The following is a 17,521-nucleotide window of genomic DNA, read 5'->3' as shown; positions in this document are numbered from 1 at the left end:
GCATGCAAGTATGATCATAAAAGTAAGTTAGTAAATGAGTATGTTGCTCACCAATTTCTGCAGAAGTGGGGATTACATTTATTTCCGGCTGCCTTTGTCAATATTAAAAGGGAACATATTCCGGAAAATATTTTACAGGGCCGGATTCGGATAGTGGATTTTGAAAAGCCGGCATTCGGTTTGCAATATAATAATGATGCTTTTGATGCAACCAATGTGTTATTGGGGTTGAAAAATGATAATTATGAATTAGGAAAATTTACAAACAGACTTGACCTTCTTAAAATAGCCTTGTTTGATTTTTGGGTGGCAAATGATGACCGGAATCACAACAATTACAATATTCTAATTGCCGATCATATGTTCATTCCGATCGACCATTCAACCATATTTGATGGAGGAAGATTAGGGAGCCCGCTTGCACAATTGTCTGAAGATGACTCTATTTTAACTTCTGATCTGGCTTTTACTTTCCTAAATCAAAAGACGAAAGTGGAAGAAGAGGCTTTCAAACTGATTCAAAATTTCCCTACCTTTGTAAATGATTGTAACGAGATTTTACCCGCTATCATAGAAAGGCTGCCGGAGGAGTGGTGTGATGATAAAGCTTTATTATCAGAGAATATTAGTTCCGCAATCATTAAGAATGATATTTGGTTAAATGAGACTATAACCTCTTTTTCACAACTTATTCATAAATTTATTCGTTAATAACAAAGATGAAAACGTTTTACTCAATATTATACTGTACAATCCGTCCAAATGTGGATGAAAGAGTTAGTATAGGTCTTTTTATTGGAAACGAAGAAACCTGCAAGTTTCAATTTTCTGCGGATAAGTTATCAATTATAAAAGGACTATTTTCCGAAGGTGCATTTAGCATGTTGAAGATCAGTTTGAAATCTCTGCAAAAGCTTGCTAATGAATATGAAGCCGATTATTCAAATACTTACAGGGGAGCATCTGTTTTAAAAGAGCAATATTTCAGTTATTTATCCAAATATGCCAATAACTTAATAACTTATTCAGCGCCAAAGTCGATTGATGTGGATATTAATCAAAACGTCTTCAATAAGCTTTTTGAAAAGTTCGTCTATACCTTGCCGGCTTCAAATGAGTCAGTACTAAAACCTATCGAGCAGATAAAAAAAAGATTGTCCAAATCTATTGCTGAACATGTCAATTTTGATGCAGATATTGATCATACAAAGATTCCGGGTTTAATTGTTCCGGCCAAAGTTTGGTTTATAGGAAAAAATGAGGTTCAGGTAACGGGAGAAGCTAAAGATTTCAATGGACTAAAACCACACATCATTCAGCAGCAGATCAATGCACATTTGTTTTTGATTGATAAAATTAGAGATACTCCGATGGGAAAAAATGGTCATTTTTTTCTAATTGGAGACGAGCCTCCAAAAGATTATATAGAAAATCATAAGCTTTGGCGGGCTGTCAATGACTCTGCAGTTTTAGACCTGGTTCCAACCAATGAGATTGATAGAGTGGAAGATTATATGCGGGAGCATGGTGTGGAGCCTTTATTCTAATTAAGAATTGTTAGTATAGAGAATTCAAAAATGATTACTTCTTTTTCACACGCTTCAAAATCATCCAGCTCAGCGGGTTAATCGAATACCCGCTGATGTTGTTTTGCAGCATGGTGACCGACTGATCATACAATATCGGCACTACAGACGCATTTTCGATGACCATATTATCCATACGCTGGTTTAAGATGTAACGCTTCCTGGCGTCTCTCTCATAGTAACTTGCAACAAACAGCCTGTCAAATTCTTTGTTAAAGTAACCCGTATAATTTGGCCCGAAGGGTACTTTGTTTTTTGAATAAAAAACAGAAAGATAATTCTCAGCGTCAGGATAATCGGCCATCCAGGAACCTCTGAAAAAGTTCACCTCATTTTTGGCCATCAGTTCACGCAGGCTGGCGGTAGGCCTTACATCTACCTTAACCTTCATTCCAAGTGTGCTCAGCTCACCCTGTATAAACTCAATCAGGTCTTTATAGGATGTTGAGGTAGTCAGCATTACCTCGGGCATTCCCTTGCCGTTCGGGTAACCGGCTTCGGCCAGCAGCCTTGCAGCTTTTGCCGGATCATAATGGTAGCCTTTAACGACAGTGCTGTCAAATCCGGGCATGCCTTTGGGCACAAACCCGGATGTAGCAGGAACGCCTATACTGTTTCTCAGGTATTTTACCAGTTTTGCCTTATCAATACCATAGTTGATCGCCTGTCTCACTTTTTTAAATCTTAAAGGAGAATTTCTCACCAGTGATTTGGAAGTGTCTACCAGGATTCCAACATATTCTGTATTAAGGTAAGGCGCCTTGATCAGCTGAAATTTACCCTTGTATTTATTGGTCATGTTCCCGGTTTTGGTCAGAATATCATCCCTGTAGGTACCATCAACGCTGTTGAAATAATCAAGGTCTTTTTTGATAAAATTCATGAAGGCGCTTTGTTTGTCGCTGATAAAAGTAACCTTTACAGCATCCAGGTACGGGAGTTTTACACCGTTTTCCTTTTCCCAGTAATTCTCGTTCTTTAACAATACGAGAATCTCATCTTCCTTCCAGTATTTAAACCTGAAGGGGCCTGTGCCTACAGGGTGGCTCCTGAAGTCCTTTCCGTAATGCTCTACCACTTCCTTTGGCACTACCATGCAGTACTGCGTGCACAGCAGGTTGAGGAAGGCGGGAAAGGGCTTGGTTAAATTGATCTTAAAAGTGGTATCATTTACGGCAATGAAATTGTGGATGTCAGTTACTTTATCGCTGAAAATCCATCCCCCCGAAGAACCTACTTTGGGATCTATCAGCCTGTTAAAGCTGTACACGAAATCTGAAGCTATCACTTTTCTTCCTTTCCCGTTTTTAAAAAGCGGATCATCCTGAAAGGAAATATCGTTACGCAGGTGAAAGGTATAACTCAGTCCGTCAGGAGAAACCTCCCATGACTTCGCAATTGCAGGCACAGCGTTGAGGGCGCTGTCTATCTGGACTAAACCGTTGAAGATCTGGTTGATCATCCAAATCGCATACTGGTTGCGCGCAAAGGCGGGGTCCATAGAAGTGAGGTTCTGATCCAGGTTAAGGTTGAATACTTTTTTTCCGTCATCGTCTGCCGACCGGCTGCAGCTGTACAGCGCAATCACACACAAAGTGTAAAAAATGTTTTTTATAATTCGGGGCATCGGTAAGGAATAGTATTTTTGCACAAAGTAATAAATTAATCCTATGTCTTTTTTAAATGCAGTTATAAATAATGTTGAAGATGAAACCTTGCGCGAAGATCTTCAGGACCGCGTAGATATCGTGCTGCATAAGATTAAGTTTATGGACAAAGTACCTGTTTGCTGTCTGGATACCCAAAATGTAGTGAATCCGCTGCTGAATGTACTGATTGAGGCTGCGGGTGGCGAAATTCAGTACGATCCGATGCAGGCTCGGGTACTGATCTACCACGAAACGCAGGTAAGCATGCTCGACTTCATGGGTATTGTACCGGCACTGCTGGAGAACGAATGGCCTGCCGTAGAGTTCAACAGGCTGTACCTGATGGAAGATAATTCTGCTTTTTTAAGTGATCCTGAATCCTTTGTTTCTTCACTGGAGGATATGGCAGAGATGCTTTATCCGGGGTATTTTGTTTTCGGCAACGAAGGGAAAACCTGGACAAGCTTCGGAGTGTAAAAGGAATTAAAATGCGATAAATTTATCGATCTGCTCCTCTGTGAACTTCAGGGTGTCTTCTTTGAAAAAGGCATTGTTTTCGTTCAGTTCAGTCTTGATCGCGGGGATGTGCAGGCGCAGCGGCAAAACATTCATATGCAGGTAACCACAGACCCCAACAAAATGGTCGATGCCCCTGATATTGCCATATTTACCACCTGATATACCCACCAGACAGGCTTTTTTATTGTAGAAACTTCCCGGGAAATCGCAGGCATCAATAAAGGCTTTTAAAACGCCCGGAAAACTACCGTTATACTCCGGAATGATAAAAACGAACTTTTCTGAACGGTCCATCGCTTTGAGTATTTTTGCAAAAGCTTCGGTCCTGTTTCCAAACATATCCGTCTGGATAAAATTTTCCGGAAGTTCCATCATATCAAGAATGCTGGCTTCCTGGCCTTTTTTTGTAAGCTCTTCCTGATAATATTTTGCGACTTTGAGCGTATTGCTTCCAGGTCTGTTTGTGCCGGAAATGATGGTAACCATGTGATATTGTTAATAAGATGTTTAAAACACTTAGGTGTTTAACACTAATATTGTCATTTAGTTTGTATCTTAGCTAATTGTTAAAAAGCGCCTAAATATAGGAAAAAATAGCGTTTTTTTATATAAAGAATCTAATTCACAAGTTCTCAGGGAAATAATTGGTAATTATTAAAAAGATAAATGAGTAAAATTATTGCATTGGCAAATCAGAAAGGTGGTGTAGGTAAAACAACTTCATCTATAAATTTAGCCGCCAGCCTGGCCGTATTAGAATACAAAACTTTATTGGTAGACGCAGATCCTCAGGCCAATTCTACTTCAGGTATTGGATTTGATCCAAGAAGCATCAAGAACAGTATCTATGAATGCATTATCAACGATGTGGAACCTTCGCAAGCTATCCAAAAGACGGAAACGCCAAACCTGGATCTTTTGCCGGCACATATCGACCTTGTTGGTGCCGAAATTGAAATGATCAACCTGACTAACAGGGAATATAAAATGAAAGCTGTGCTGGAGAAGATCAAAGACCAGTATGATTTTATTATTATCGATTGCTCTCCCTCTTTGGGACTTATTACCATCAACGCCCTTACAGCAGCAGATTCTGTCATTATCCCTGTACAGTGCGAATACTTCGCCCTCGAAGGTTTGGGCAAATTACTCAATACCATCAAAATCGTACAAAACAGGCTGAACCCTGAACTGGAGATCGAAGGTATTTTACTAACGATGTATGATGTTCGTTTGCGCCTGTCCAATCAGGTGGTAGAGGAAGTGAAAACACATTTCCAGGACCTTGTTTTTGATACGATCATCCAGCGTAATACGCGGTTGAGCGAGGCACCAAGTTATGGGGTCTCCGTGATCATGCATGATGCCAATTGTAAGGGTGCAATTAATTATCTGAACCTTGCCAGGGAGATCGTCCGTAAAAACGGATTGGTTGCAGAAACCCCGGGCGTGACTTCAGTAACTACTATTTAAATAAAATTTAATGACATCTTTTCAGCGAAAAACAGGTTTAGGTAGAGGATTAAGTGCGCTTTTGGATGACTCTGATACGGTACATCCGCCAAAAAATGCGATGAACCCGATCAGTGAAACTGAACAGAGGGCCCAACCTAACAATATAGGTACGATTAAGATCAGTGATATTGCTACCAATCCATATCAGCCAAGAACGGAATTTGACCAGGTTGCGCTAAACGAACTGGCAGAATCGATCAGGGTGCAGGGATTGATACAGCCGATCACCGTTAGGGGTGCTGAAGGTGGTAAATACCAGCTGATTTCCGGAGAACGCCGTTTAAGGGCTTCCAAGCTGGCAGGACTCACCGAAATTCCTGCTTATGTACGTCAGGCCAATGATCAGCAGATGCTGGAAATGGCCCTGATCGAAAACATCCAGCGCGAAAATTTGAATGCAATAGAGGTAGCACTGAGCTTTCAGCGTATGCTGGACGAGTGCAGCCTTAAACAGGAGCAACTGGGCGAACGTGTAGGAAAAAACAGGTCTACTGTGACCAACTACCTGCGTTTGCTGAAACTGCCTCCAGCTATACAGATCTCTATCCGTGACCAGAAAATCACAATGGGCCATGCCCGTGCGCTGATTAACGTTGAAGAGCCTGAAAAACAACTGTTTATTCACCAGGAAATTATTGACAAAGGTCTTTCTGTACGTAAGGTTGAAGAACTGGTACGGAGCATCAACAGCCTTCAGATGAAGCCCAAAGCTGCAAAACAGCCGGCAGGTGTTTCTTTTGAATACCAGAAGCTGCAAAGAGACCTGGCCTCGAGGTTTGCTACTAAAGTGAAACTGAAGGTAGGCGAGAATGGCAAGGGCGCTATTGAAATCCCTTTCGTTTCCAATGACGACCTGAGCAGAATATTAGAATTATTAGACTGGTAATGTCAAAAATCCTATTGTTATCGGTCCTGTTATGCTGCACTGCATTGTTAGTCAGGGGACAGGAAGAGTTTGCAGTTAAGGGTGACAGCATCAGGCGTACACCTCAGAGAGCGGATACGGCAAAGTATGTGAACCTTGGCAAGATCGCCGCCAGAAAGGCTGCTATACGATCTGCTATGATTCCCGGATGGGGACAGATCGGCAACGGACTGACGGTTTACCGGGGGATAAAGGTTTCTGCAATCTATGTTGGCGGTACTTTACTGGCCATGTCTTATATCCAGAATAATAACAATTATCATAAGTTTCTTAAAGAAATTCAATACCGCGAAGCCAATGGCGGGCAGTCTCAGCCGGGAAGCTCTTTAGCTCAGTACCAAAACACTGATGGATTAATCACTGCCAAGGATGTATACCGCAGGAACAGGGAGGTCGTGATGTTCTCCTTCGTGGCTTTGTATGCGGTAAATATTATCGAAGCTTATGTTGATGCACGCCTTAAATATTTTGATGTAGGTGATAACATGGCCATACACATTACTCCCACCATGATCAATTCAAACGTGAAATACGGATTTAATTCTTTCGCTCCGGCACTGAAGATTGGCTTCAGGCTGTAAAAAAAATACACCATCTAAATTTTAAATATAAAAACAATGAATATAGCTTTAATCGGTTACGGTAAAATGGGTCAGATTATTGAGCGTTTTGCCACAGAAAGGGGACATGAGATCGTCCTCAGGATCGGTAGTAAAAACCTGGATGAACTTACTGTCTCAAACTTAAGGAAAGCAGATGTAGCCATCGATTTCAGTCTTCCTGATGCTGCGATTAAAAATATTTATACCTGCTTTGAAGCCAATGTGCCGCTGGTAGTGGGTACCACAGGCTGGTACGGGCAGCTGCAGGAAATAAAAAATGAATGCCTGAGCAATAACAATTCACTTTTGTACGGGTCAAACTTTAGTATCGGGGTGAACCTGTTTTTCCATATCAACCAAGTGCTGGCAAAAATCATGAACGACTATCCCGTCTATGATGTTCAGGTAGAAGAAATACACCATACGCAAAAACTGGATGCACCAAGCGGCACGGCAATGACCATCGCTGAGGGTATTATCGAAAACCTTGACCGTAAAACGGAATGGGTAAATGAACTGGAAGGCCAGAACGAAATTGAAGTGGTAAAGCAGGACCAGGTGCTGATTGCTTCACAAAGAATTGAGAATATTCCGGGCACACATACTGTACTGTACAGCTCTGAAGTAGATGAGATTGAGATCAAACATACGGCACATAACCGTGCTGGTTTTGCACTCGGCGCCGTCGTTGCTGCGGAGTGGTTAAAAAACAAACAGGGATTTTATAATATATCTGATATATTTAATTTTAAATAGCAAAAAATATGAATTTGAAGTTCTGGCAAAAGAAGAATGATACTGCGCCAAAAAAGAAAAAAACTAAAAGTAAGGAATGGTTTGACGCCATCATTTTCGCTGTAATTGCCGCGACTGTCATCCGCGTATTTTTTATAGAAGCGTATACAATCCCTACGGGTTCAATGGAGAAATCGCTGCTGATTGGCGATTTTCTGTTTGTAAGTAAGGTGAATTATGGCGCCAGGATCCCGATGACGCCTGTTGCTTTTCCTTTTGCGCATCATACGATGCCAATCACAGGTACTAAGGCGTACTGGGATGGCGTACAGTGGAAATACAGAAGGCTTCCGGGAATTCAGGACATCAAAAGAAATGATGTAGTTGTGTTTAACTTCCCTGATGGAGATACGGTAGCCTTAGAGGCGCAGGACCGTGATTACTATGAAATGGTACGTGCTGTAGGCCGCGAGGCTGTCCGCAGTCAGTACACGATTGTAAGCAGGCCGGTAGATAAGCGCGAGAACTATATTAAGCGCTGTATAGGAATCAGCGGCGATGTGCTGAGCATGTCAAACGGACTGGTGTCAGTAAACGGTAAAGCCGAGCCGATGAAACGAACAGGCCAGATTGATTATACGGTGAAGTTTAAAAGCAGCGATGTGAATTTCCAGGTTTTTGAGGATATGGGCTTTATCATCGAAAGGGATATCATGGCGATTTCGCAGGACAGCTATAACTTTATCGGTACTCCTGATCAGATGGAAGAGGTGAAAAAACTGGATTTTGTGGCTGCTGTAACTCAGCGAACTGCTGCGCCCGGCGCTGCTGAACCGAGCGTGTTCCCGCAGGATCCTAACAGAAAATGGAATGCTGATAACTGGGGGCCGATCCAGATCCCTAAAAAAGGATGGACAGTTAAACTGGACAGTAATACGATGCCTTTGTATAAACGTGCTATCGAGATTTATGAAGGTAATAAACTGGAAAAATCAGGTACAGGCTGGATAATCAACGGGGTTAAAACTGACAGTTATACTTTCAAAATGAACTACTTCTGGATGATGGGTGATAACAGGCACAATTCACTGGATTCACGGTACTGGGGCTTTGTTCCTGAAGACCATGTCGTAGGGAAAGCCTTGTTCATCTGGATGAGTTATGATACCAACGGATCTTTCTTCAGCAAGATCAGGTGGAGCAGGATATTCAGAGGAATACACTAAAAAAACAGTGTTGTTATTTCGATGCTGCATGATTTTGCTACGCAAAAAAACGCTAGGCATCGAAATAACAACGCTCTTTTTTTTATAATCTTTCGATACCGAGTTTAAACTACTGTTGCGCTTCAACAATAGTCCAAAAGAGGGGAGTTCTTTTTCGAGCTTATTTAGCCGCATGACGCCATTTGAAATCCAATTGAATCTATTTAGATCATTAATATTTGTGCAAATTGATAATCTGACCTGTATAAATACTATTGGAAATTCTTTTGTGGTCTGCAGACATGAATGCAATAAAGGTTTCTACAGTTTTTCCGGCTGTCATTCGTGGTAATGCTAGCAAATCATATCCCTCGCTTCTGCGGGCTCCGCTTATCGTATAAACACTACGCAGGAAATCAGGGAAATAAGCGAGGAGCATAACCCGGTCATTGGCTGCCGTTCCGGTGCTCTCGTCATAGCTAGTATCCAAGGAAAACATTAGCGCATCCTCTACAGCAACCACCTCTGGATGATGCACAACAGGCATCTCTCCTGTGGAGACCAACAATTTAGCGAAATCGATCTTAAGGTCTGGATATTTACCAGTAATTGCCTTTCTTGTAAAAGATGAGGCTGCATGCCATGGACTTGTCATACGCTGTAATTCTGCATATTGTCCAAAACCTATATCAGTAAACCCCTTAGTGAAGGACAGGAAATCTGCAGTAATAGTGGTTTTCACTCGTGTTGCCAGTTCAGCATCGCTCGGCTCCCGGTCACGATATTTGCCAATTGAACGTAATCTTTGCTTTCCTGATTTTTTGTCAACATAACCTATTACTTTTCCAAGTTTTCCCGAGAAGGGCCCTAATGGCCCATTTGTTTGTATTGCCATAATTTATGCTTTTAGTTTAAACAAAAATAGAAAATAGAATTATTCAATTCAATCAAAATCAGGCACTTGTCCTATTTGTCGTGATATGTCGCAGCGAGCATGTGTCGCTTTTGGGAAGCAATATGACTGCTGGTTTGCTTCCTTTACTGAAGCGGTGTACTAATGTACTCAGCAGATAAGGTGGGATTAGGCCAGGGCTAGGGTGGGACTAGGGTTGTACTAGGCTTGCCTGAAACGGTGGCATGAGAGTGTGGGTTTATGCATTGCTGATCCAAAACTAATTTTTGCTACTTTTTGTGAAAGCGGAAGCATTTAGATTATTAAAATCAACAATATATTTTTTATTTTAATTTATATAATTCTTATATTTGTCTCAATAACCCCTCGCATGCCTCTGATATAAGCACACTTTGCGAGGCTTTTTTTTGCCCAAGATTTCCATGCTTTACGAAAAAACCGCTACCACTATTGCTGAGCAGATCGCGTTACTTAAAGAAAGGGGCCTTGAGATCACAGATGACAGGCGCGCGGAAAAATACCTTATAACAGTAGGTTACTATCGGCTAACGGGATATATGTATCATTTTCAGTTGGATGATGGCAGGCACAAATTCAAAAAAGGCACTACCTTTGAAGACATCATTGACACTTACAACTTTGATAAAAAATTACGCTATTTAATTGCTGCTTATCTTGAAAGAATTGAAGTTGCTACGCGCGCTTTATTGACAAACAATTATTCGTTGGCATATGGCCTTTTTTGGTATACCGATAGAAAGCACTTTAACAAGCCAGAAGAAATTGATCAGGATCTTTTAGATAAACTTAAAAAGGGGAATAAGCCTATTCCCCGGAGGTACATAGATTCGCATAATTATATTAATAATTGTGTGAAAGAAAATTTCGACAAAGCCACAGAGTTGTTTATTACTAAATTTAAGGAAAAGTACTCAGATCCGTTGCCGCCATCAAATATGGCATTGGAGATACTGTCAATGGGAAAACTGGCGAGGCTTTATGAAGCGCTTAAATCATGCAAGGAGAAGACCGGAATAGCATCAGCATTTGGCATTCCTGAAATTATATTAATCTCCTGGCTCACCTATCTAACTAACATCCGCAATATCTGTGCACATCATGCCCGGCTATGGAATAGAGGAACCAGCGCAGACAGGTTTATCATCCCGGCAAAAAAATCAATAAAATTTGCCGGGGAACTATTACCTTCTTTCAATTCCAGTCTTTACGGAACGATTTCGGTTATGATAAGGCTACTTAATGCTATCAATCCTGAGAACAGCATGATAAAAAAGTTCAGCGAACTGCTGAAAGAATACCCGAAAATCAATATTTCCTACATGGGTTTTCCAGCGGACTGGGAAAAGAATCCTGCCTGGAAAATGAACAGCAGCGATAATCATTAATAAGGATTTTAGTCATTAAACCGTAGTAGTTCATCAACCTCAATCACCAGCGCATCTGCGATTTTTTTCATAGTTGAAAGGCGCAGATCAACCCTCCCTTTCTCGATATTAATTAGTTGAGGGTGTTCCATATCGGCAATTAAAGCGAAAGACCTGATGCTATAACCATTTTTCTCGCGCATCATTTTTATACGTGCACCCAACTTCAATTGTAAGGAATCCATGTCCGGTTATTTTATATCACGAAATATGCACTTTGTAGTAAAAATAATTGGTATAAAACTTTATACCATAGGTTTTATTTTTTACATTTGAGTACGTAAATAAATCAATTGTAACGACTGATTAACTAATTAGATATCTATTTAAATAATTATGTTAGTGAGCCTTTGGTAAAATTTGTTTGCTTATTTCCAGTATTGGAAATTTATTTTATAAAATTACATAATCAATTCGAACTATGAGGCCAATTTCATTGTCACAGATTCCTGAGATTACTTTAAAATACCGCCCAAAGGTGAGAGCATCCGAACGCTTGACATTACGCGATTCAAAGGATGTTTATGCCTTGCTAAGAAAAAAATGGGATTCTAATCTAATAGAATTACAGGAACAATTTAAAATTGTATTGCTAAATAGTTCTGCTCAATTAATAGGAATTGCAGACTTATCATCTGGGGGAACTACCGGTACTATTGCCGATCCAAAAATTATTTTTGCGACTGCTCTAAAAGCTGGAGCATTTGCTATAATATTGGCTCACAATCATCCTAGTGGCAATTTAGTAGCTTCGGATGAAGATATCAGGTCAACAAAGAAGATTAAGGACGGTGCTCAGTTGCTAGACCTTTTTGTGTACGATCATATCATCGTAACAAAAGAAGGATATCTCTCTTTGGCAGATGAGGGAATGATGTAGAGCGAAATTCAATCATTTAAGTTATCTAAACGGACAGTCTTTCGATACCGAGTTTATCCGCAAGCTCGTTCAGGTCAAGCACTACAGGTTCTACCAGTGGAATACCTGATACCCTGCGTTCCTGTTCAAAGGCATATTCCGGTTCTCCCGGGATGATTACCTTTTTAGAAGGGTCTACAGTCTTCGCACTTTTAAAGCGCTCAATCCAGTTGTCAAGATGCTGTTTAAAGTCTGCCGCAGGGCGGAAGCCATCTACACGCATTGCCCCAAAGAAGTGGCCAAGGCCTTCACCTACAGGATTAGCTGATGGTTCCAGGAATGCCACAAAAGGTGGTACCCATGGGCCGTAGTTGGCGCCTGAGAGTACTGCCGTAAGGATATCTACAGTAGCACTTAATCCATAGCCTTTGTGGCTGCCATGGTCTTTGTCACTTCCCAGCGGGAGCAACGATCCGCCGGCTTTCAGTTCATTCGGATCAGTAGAGATTTTACCATTTTTATCCTGTGCCCATCCTTCAGGAATTGGCAGGTTTGCACGCTGGGCAATTTCAAGTTTGCCATTTGCTGCAGCTGCTGTGGCCATATCTACCACTACCGGAGGATATTTCCCTGCCGGGAAGGCATAACACATAGGGTTGGTGCCCAATAACCTTTCATTGGCATAAGTGGGAGCAACCAGCGGACTCGCATTGGTCATGCTGATGCCGATCATTTCTTTTTCTACTGCCATTAAGGCGTGATAGCCGGCAATGCCAAAATGGTTGGAATTTTTTACAGCTACCCATCCTGTACCATAGATGGCCGCTTTTTCTATCGCTACTTTCATTGCAAAAGGCGCAACCACCAATCCCAATCCCGCGTCACCGTCTACAGTAGCTGTCGTTGGTGTTTCATGCACTACACGAATGTTTGGTGTCGCGTTGATACGCTGTTTTTCCCAGAGGCGGATATAGCCGCTTAAACGGGCTACACCATGTGAGTCGATCCCGCGGAGGTCAGAACTTAATAAAACATCTGTTGCCAGATCACCATCTGCCGGAGGGCATCCCATTTTCAAAAATACGTTCCTGGTGAAATTCCTGAGTTTTTCTTCTGTGAAAGTATATGAGGTCATGGGCGAGTGTTAAGCGTACAAAATAGTGAATTTATAGTCGAGTGGTTGAAATGCAGCAAAAAGGCTGTCAATAAAGTCATCTCCGTACAGCACATACATCGGAGCAATATTCAGTACCCTTTCCTGCAATACACCATTGGGGAACAGTTTATCTTTCAGGTTCTCGATTTGCTGCAGTGCAGTGCTGTGTTTGCGTTTTTCCGCACGCATCAGTTTTTTCTCCAGATTGGTTACCAGTCTCAGTGTCCTTACCTTTGCGGCTTCAGCAGATAATGAGAGTCCTTTGTCCACTTTGTAGGAGTTGACTTTGATCTGTTCAAAGATTGCAATGATCTGTTGCTGTTCCTTTTCAAGCGTAAGCAGGTCGTCCACTACATTTGCCCTGATCCACTGATTTTTCAAATGCTCATCGGTATCAAATAAGCTAACAGAGTTGATCCCCAGGCTTTCCATTTTTTTGGAACTTCTCTCATCCACGACCTGGGCAGAATTCCGCAGCATTAATATTGGATAGAATACGCCATAGAAATCAAAGTTTGCCTTTAACTGCAGCCAGTAGGTTACTTCTGCGCCGCCCCCGATATAGGCTAGGTTTGGAAGAATCACCTCCTGGTACACGGGACGCATCACCACATTAGGGCTAAAGCGCTCAGGATGCTGCGCTATTTCATCCTTTAATGTTTCTTTGCTGAAGCTGATGGAAGTATTGAGGACTTTATATTCGTTGTTTTCTTCTACAATACGTTCACGGAGCTGCTCGTCCATGTAAAAGAAATTGATCTCTCTTGGATTTACCTGAGGTTTGTAACCTGCTTTTTCTAAGGCTTCACTGCTTTCGTTAATCAGTTTAAAGCTGTTTTGTTCGGTGATGTCACGGTAAACGATGTCTGAGAACTGTGCTTTCAATGCTGCATCATCAGCATCGGTACAGACCAGGCCTTTGGCGCCAAACAGCGCGTCTACAAGCTCGCGTGTGGCATTTGCCAGCGTTTGATTGCCGGTATAGGCTTTCTCTACCAGCTGCGCCAGTTTGTGCCCGTTTTCGCTGATGCCCAGATAGCCTTTATAAGCCACCAGTGCTTCAGTAATGGATTTCGTATTGATCCTGCCGGTAGCACCGGCAACTTTTGTTTGCCAGGTGATCCTTTTGTCCTCTACTTTGACGTTATTGATCTCTTCGAAATCATGGTCTTCAGTAGCCATCCAGTAAACAGGAACAAAATTATAAGCCGGATATTCCTTTTTCAGATCTGCTGCAAGCTTAATTGCCGTAACAATCTTATAAATAAAATAAAGTGGGCCTGTGAATATATTGAGCTGATGACCCGTTGTAATCGTAAACGTACGGTCATCAGCTAATAAGTTGATATTTTGAGCTACCAAAGCCGAAGGGTTCAGCTGGCTGTATTGCCTTTTGAGGGTATCAACCAGCAAATTGCGGTCGCCCGAAAATTTGCGGTCTTCTATTGCCTTTTCAAAGCCCTGAAGAGTAGGGGAGTATTTATAAAAAGACTCCAGATTTTCTTTTCCACCGATGTAATCTAATACAACAGATGAAAAGGAATTTGTTTGTTGATACGTGATGTACTTGGCCTGCATTGCCACGAAATTACGCTAATAAACTACAATTCAATATCTGCCAAAATTATTTTACAATCTGTCCATATAGATCGAAGTCTTCCGCACGCTCGATATGCACATTTACAAAAGTTCCGTTGGCAGCGTATCCTGTGCTGGCATCAATTAAAACCTCATTATCAACCTCCGGAGAGTCATATTCCGTCCGTCCGATAAAGAAATCACCTTCTTTTCTGTCTACCAGGACTTTGTAGGTATTGCCAACTTTTTCCTGGTTGATATCAAATGAAATACCCTGCTGTAATTCCATAATCGCATCCACACGCTCCTGTTTTACTTCATCAGGCACATCGTCTACCAAATTATGGGCATGTGTTTTCTCTTCATGAGAGTAGGTGAAACAGCCCAGTCTGTCAAAACGGGTATCCTCAACCCAGCGCAGCATCTCTTCAAAATCTCTTTCGGTTTCGCCGGGATAACCGCAAATCAATGTAGTACGCATCGCGATGTTTGGAACTTTATCGCGGATCTGGTTTACGATATCAATTGTTTTCTGTTTGGTAATACCGCGTCGCATTGATTTCAGCATATTATCTGTGATGTGCTGTAACGGCATATCCAGGTATTTGCAGATATTCTCACGTTCGTTCATGGCATCCAGGATCTCCATAGGGAAACCTGATGGATAAGCATATTGTAAACGGATCCACTCGATGCCGTTGATATCAGATAAACGTCTCAGCAATTCATCAAGATTACGTTTACCGTAGATATCCAGGCCGTAATAGGTAAGGTCCTGTGCAATCAGGATCAGTTCTTTTGTACCGTTGGCCGCTAAGATCTTTGCCTCATGCACCAGTGCTTCCATCTCGGTAGAAACGTGCTTACCACGCATCAGCGGGATGGCGCAGAAAGAGCAGGGACGGTTACAGCCTTCTGCAATTTTGAAATAGGCAAAATGTGATGGCGTGGTCAGTAACCTTTCGCCGATGAGCTCATGCTTATAATTTGCACCCAGGGAATGTAATATATTCTGGAGATCATTGGTGCCAAAAAAGGCATCTACATTGGTAATCTCAGATTCAAGTTCAGGTTTGTACCGTTCAGAAAGACATCCGGTAACGATTACTTTGCTCACTTTGCCTTCTTCTTTCAGCTGACTGTACTGAAGAATCGTATCAATAGACTCCTGTTTTGCATTATCAATAAAACCACAGGTATTGATCACAACGATATCGTCTTTATTGATATTGTTCGACTCATGAACCACATTGAGGCTATTTCCTTTCAATTGTCCCATCAACACCTCCGAATCATATAAATTCTTGGAGCAGCCCAATGTAATTACATTGATCTTAGGTTGTTTAAGAGGTATAATTTTAGAAGCAGTTTTTGTGTTCATTGTATGTATATATTGTCGCTTTTATCGTCGGGAAAACTATTTAAATAGTCCGTCAACAAAAGCCTTTTTATCAAATAACTGAAGGTCATTTACACCTTCACCAACCCCGATGTATTTCACCGGGATCTTAAACTGATCGGAGATGCCGATCACCACGCCGCCTTTGGCCGTTCCGTCGAGTTTTGTAATGGCCAGTGCATTTACATCTGTGGCCTCGGTAAACTGTTTGCATTGCTCAAAAGCGTTCTGTCCGGTAGAACCGTCCAGTACCAGTAAGATCTCATGCGGGGCACCGGGAATTACTTTCTCCATTACCTTTTTGATCTTGCCAAGCTCGTTCATCAGCCCGATCTTGTTGTGCAAGCGTCCCGCAGTATCAATAATCACCACATCCTCGCCATTGGCTACGGCCGACTGTATCGTGTCGTACGCTACAGATGCCGGGTCTGAACCCATGGCCTGTGCTACCACTCTTACATCAATCCTTTCGCCCCATAACTTGATCTGCTCAACCGCTGCAGCCCTGAAGGTATCTGCTGCGCCCAGTACTACTTTCAGCCCTTCGGCTTTCAGTTTATGGGCAAGCTTGCCGATGGTAGTAGTTTTACCCACGCCATTTACACCAACCACCATGATCACATAGGGTTTATGGTCTCCGTATTCAAAACTGCGGAAATCATTGCTGTTATTTTCTGCCAGCAGGAGCTGGATTTCATCACGCAGCAGCAGGTTCAGCTCAGATGTAGAAAGGTACTTGTCCTTTGCTACCCTTTCCTGAATACGCTCTATAATTTTCAGTGTAGTGGTTACGCCCACGTCAGAAGTTACGAGAACCTCTTCAAGGTTATCCAGTACGTCGTCATCTACAGTAGATTTTCCGGCAACGGCCTTGGTGATTTTGCTAAGGAACCCTTCTTTAGTTTTCTCTAAACCTTTATTAAGTGCCTCCTGAGCTTCAGGGGCGGTTTCTTTTTTCTTGAAGAAATCAAATAATCCCATAGAAATATAGATGAAAACAAAAAAAGCCCTCCCATCAGAATGAAGGGACGGCTTTAATATGATTAAATATTAAAATTACTTGCTTGTTCCAGCAATAGCATCTTTAACGTGATCGTTGTGAACGATAACTTCTTTGAAAGAATAAGCACCACTTTTTGGTGATTTAGTCATCGTAACAACTTTTGAATATTCTTTACCTTTACCTGTTTTCAGGGTTGCAACTACTTTTTTTGCCATGATCTAAAAGATTGGAAATGGTTATTACTTAATTTCTTTGTGAACCGTTACTTTTTTCAACACTGGATTGAATTTTTTCAATTCTAATCTCTCAGTAGTGTTTTTACGGTTTTTTGTAGAGATATATCTAGACATACCTGGCATGCCGCTAGTTTTATGCTCTGTACACTCTAGAATAACTTGTACTCTGTTACCTTTTTTTGCCATTTTTTTTATT

Annotated in this window: 19 protein-coding genes and 1 pseudogene; 10 read left to right on the top strand and 10 right to left on the bottom strand. The window is 41.7% G+C overall.

The genetic code is table 11. The annotated features are described in order from the left end of the window. Positions 1-30: 30 nt before the first annotated feature. Both FN831_RS25265 and FN831_RS25260 read left to right on the top strand, forming a co-directional pair. Positions 31-711 (top strand): annotated as a pseudogene (locus FN831_RS25265) (hypothetical protein); the annotation flags it as partial. Between the two features lie 8 nt (positions 712-719). Beyond that, a complete protein-coding gene (locus FN831_RS25260) occupies positions 720-1,547 on the top strand; it encodes a hypothetical protein (RefSeq protein ID WP_221931408.1) in 828 nt (275 codons plus the stop codon). Positions 1,548-1,581: 34 nt separating this feature from the next. On the opposite strand, the gene FN831_RS25255 is transcribed toward FN831_RS25260, so the two are convergent. After that, positions 1,582-3,213 carry an ABC transporter substrate-binding protein gene (locus FN831_RS25255; RefSeq protein WP_142530996.1) on the bottom strand — a complete coding sequence of 544 codons (1,632 nt, stop codon included), beginning with the start codon at positions 3,211-3,213 and terminating at the stop codon, positions 1,582-1,584. A gap of 43 nt (positions 3,214-3,256) precedes the next feature. Between FN831_RS25255 and FN831_RS25250 the strand changes: the two genes are divergently transcribed. Then, positions 3,257-3,712, top strand: coding sequence for a hypothetical protein (locus FN831_RS25250; protein ID WP_142530995.1), 456 nt, complete (start codon positions 3,257-3,259; stop codon positions 3,710-3,712). Positions 3,713-3,718: 6 nt separating this feature from the next. Here the strand turns inward: FN831_RS25250 and FN831_RS25245 are convergent, their stop codons facing one another. Beyond that, the gene (locus FN831_RS25245) at positions 3,719-4,240 is read right to left on the bottom strand and encodes an NADPH-dependent FMN reductase (protein WP_142530994.1); all 522 of its coding nucleotides are present in this window, start codon (positions 4,238-4,240) and stop codon (positions 3,719-3,721) included. A 180-nt stretch (positions 4,241-4,420) separates the two neighbouring features. On the opposite strand from FN831_RS25245, the gene FN831_RS25240 reads away from it, so the two are divergent. The 5 genes from FN831_RS25240 to lepB are packed head-to-tail and all read left to right on the top strand — an operon-like array spanning position 4,421 to position 8,757. Then, positions 4,421-5,227, top strand: coding sequence for a ParA family protein (locus FN831_RS25240; protein ID WP_142530993.1), 807 nt, complete (start codon positions 4,421-4,423; stop codon positions 5,225-5,227). Positions 5,228-5,237: 10 nt separating this feature from the next. Continuing rightward, a complete protein-coding gene (locus FN831_RS25235) occupies positions 5,238-6,155 on the top strand; it encodes a ParB/RepB/Spo0J family partition protein (protein WP_142530992.1) in 918 nt (305 codons plus the stop codon). Continuing rightward, positions 6,155-6,775: a DUF5683 domain-containing protein gene (locus FN831_RS25230; protein WP_142530991.1), complete on the top strand. Its 621-nt coding sequence runs from the start codon at positions 6,155-6,157 to the stop codon at positions 6,773-6,775. Before FN831_RS25235 ends, FN831_RS25230 begins: the two co-directional genes overlap by 1 nt. A 36-nt stretch (positions 6,776-6,811) precedes the next feature. Continuing rightward, a complete protein-coding gene (gene dapB / locus FN831_RS25225; RefSeq protein WP_142530990.1) occupies positions 6,812-7,552 on the top strand; it encodes a 4-hydroxy-tetrahydrodipicolinate reductase in 741 nt (246 codons plus the stop codon). A gap of 8 nt (positions 7,553-7,560) precedes the next feature. After that, positions 7,561-8,757 (top strand): signal peptidase I, encoded by a 1,197-nt coding sequence (lepB, locus tag FN831_RS25220; RefSeq protein ID WP_142530989.1) that lies wholly within the window; start codon positions 7,561-7,563, stop codon positions 8,755-8,757. Between the two features lie 211 nt (positions 8,758-8,968). Here the strand turns inward: lepB and FN831_RS25215 are convergent, their stop codons facing one another. Next, the gene (locus tag FN831_RS25215) at positions 8,969-9,631 is read right to left on the bottom strand and encodes a DUF6266 family protein (RefSeq protein WP_142530988.1); all 663 of its coding nucleotides are present in this window, start codon (positions 9,629-9,631) and stop codon (positions 8,969-8,971) included. Positions 9,632-10,071: 440 nt separating this feature from the next. Here FN831_RS25215 and FN831_RS25210 point away from each other — a divergent pair, with 440 nt between their 5' ends. Next, on the top strand, positions 10,072-11,055 hold the full coding sequence (locus FN831_RS25210) for an Abi family protein (protein WP_142530987.1): 984 nt from the start codon (positions 10,072-10,074) through the stop codon (positions 11,053-11,055). An 8-nt stretch (positions 11,056-11,063) separates the two neighbouring features. Here the strand turns inward: FN831_RS25210 and FN831_RS25205 are convergent, their stop codons facing one another. Next, complete coding sequence (locus FN831_RS25205; RefSeq protein WP_142530986.1) at positions 11,064-11,279, bottom strand: helix-turn-helix domain-containing protein; 216 nt, start codon at positions 11,277-11,279, stop codon at positions 11,064-11,066. Positions 11,280-11,515: 236 nt separating this feature from the next. Between FN831_RS25205 and FN831_RS25200 the strand changes: the two genes are divergently transcribed. Continuing rightward, positions 11,516-11,974, top strand: a complete 459-nt coding sequence (locus FN831_RS25200) for a JAB domain-containing protein (RefSeq protein WP_142530985.1) — start codon at positions 11,516-11,518, stop codon at positions 11,972-11,974. Between the two features lie 25 nt (positions 11,975-11,999). Here the strand turns inward: FN831_RS25200 and FN831_RS25195 are convergent, their stop codons facing one another. The 6 genes from FN831_RS25195 to rpmG all read right to left on the bottom strand — a co-directional run bounded on the left by FN831_RS25195 (position 12,000) and on the right by rpmG (position 17,511). Beyond that, positions 12,000-13,088, bottom strand: a complete 1,089-nt coding sequence (locus tag FN831_RS25195) for an Ldh family oxidoreductase (protein ID WP_142530984.1) — start codon at positions 13,086-13,088, stop codon at positions 12,000-12,002. A gap of 9 nt (positions 13,089-13,097) precedes the next feature. After that, entirely contained in the window at positions 13,098-14,687 is a 1,590-nt protein-coding gene (bshC, locus tag FN831_RS25190; RefSeq protein ID WP_142530983.1) for a bacillithiol biosynthesis cysteine-adding enzyme BshC, read from the bottom strand. Positions 14,688-14,733: 46 nt separating this feature from the next. Further along, positions 14,734-16,068, bottom strand: coding sequence for a 30S ribosomal protein S12 methylthiotransferase RimO (gene rimO / locus FN831_RS25185; protein ID WP_142530982.1), 1,335 nt, complete (start codon positions 16,066-16,068; stop codon positions 14,734-14,736). Between the two features lie 36 nt (positions 16,069-16,104). Beyond that, positions 16,105-17,067 carry a signal recognition particle-docking protein FtsY gene (gene ftsY / locus FN831_RS25180; protein ID WP_142530981.1) on the bottom strand — a complete coding sequence of 321 codons (963 nt, stop codon included), beginning with the start codon at positions 17,065-17,067 and terminating at the stop codon, positions 16,105-16,107. A gap of 75 nt (positions 17,068-17,142) precedes the next feature. After that, complete coding sequence (locus FN831_RS25175) at positions 17,143-17,304, bottom strand: DUF4295 domain-containing protein (protein WP_090556573.1); 162 nt, start codon at positions 17,302-17,304, stop codon at positions 17,143-17,145. A gap of 24 nt (positions 17,305-17,328) precedes the next feature. Beyond that, a complete protein-coding gene (gene rpmG, locus FN831_RS25170; protein ID WP_008242799.1) occupies positions 17,329-17,511 on the bottom strand; it encodes a 50S ribosomal protein L33 in 183 nt (60 codons plus the stop codon). Between the last annotated feature and the right edge of the window lie 10 nt (positions 17,512-17,521).

This window comes from Pedobacter westerhofensis, from assembly GCF_900182595.1.
Lineage (GTDB): Bacteria > Bacteroidota > Bacteroidia > Sphingobacteriales > Sphingobacteriaceae > Pedobacter > Pedobacter westerhofensis.
Note: the sequence above shows the minus strand (reverse complement) of the source record. Positions and strands in the feature narration are given on the sequence as shown.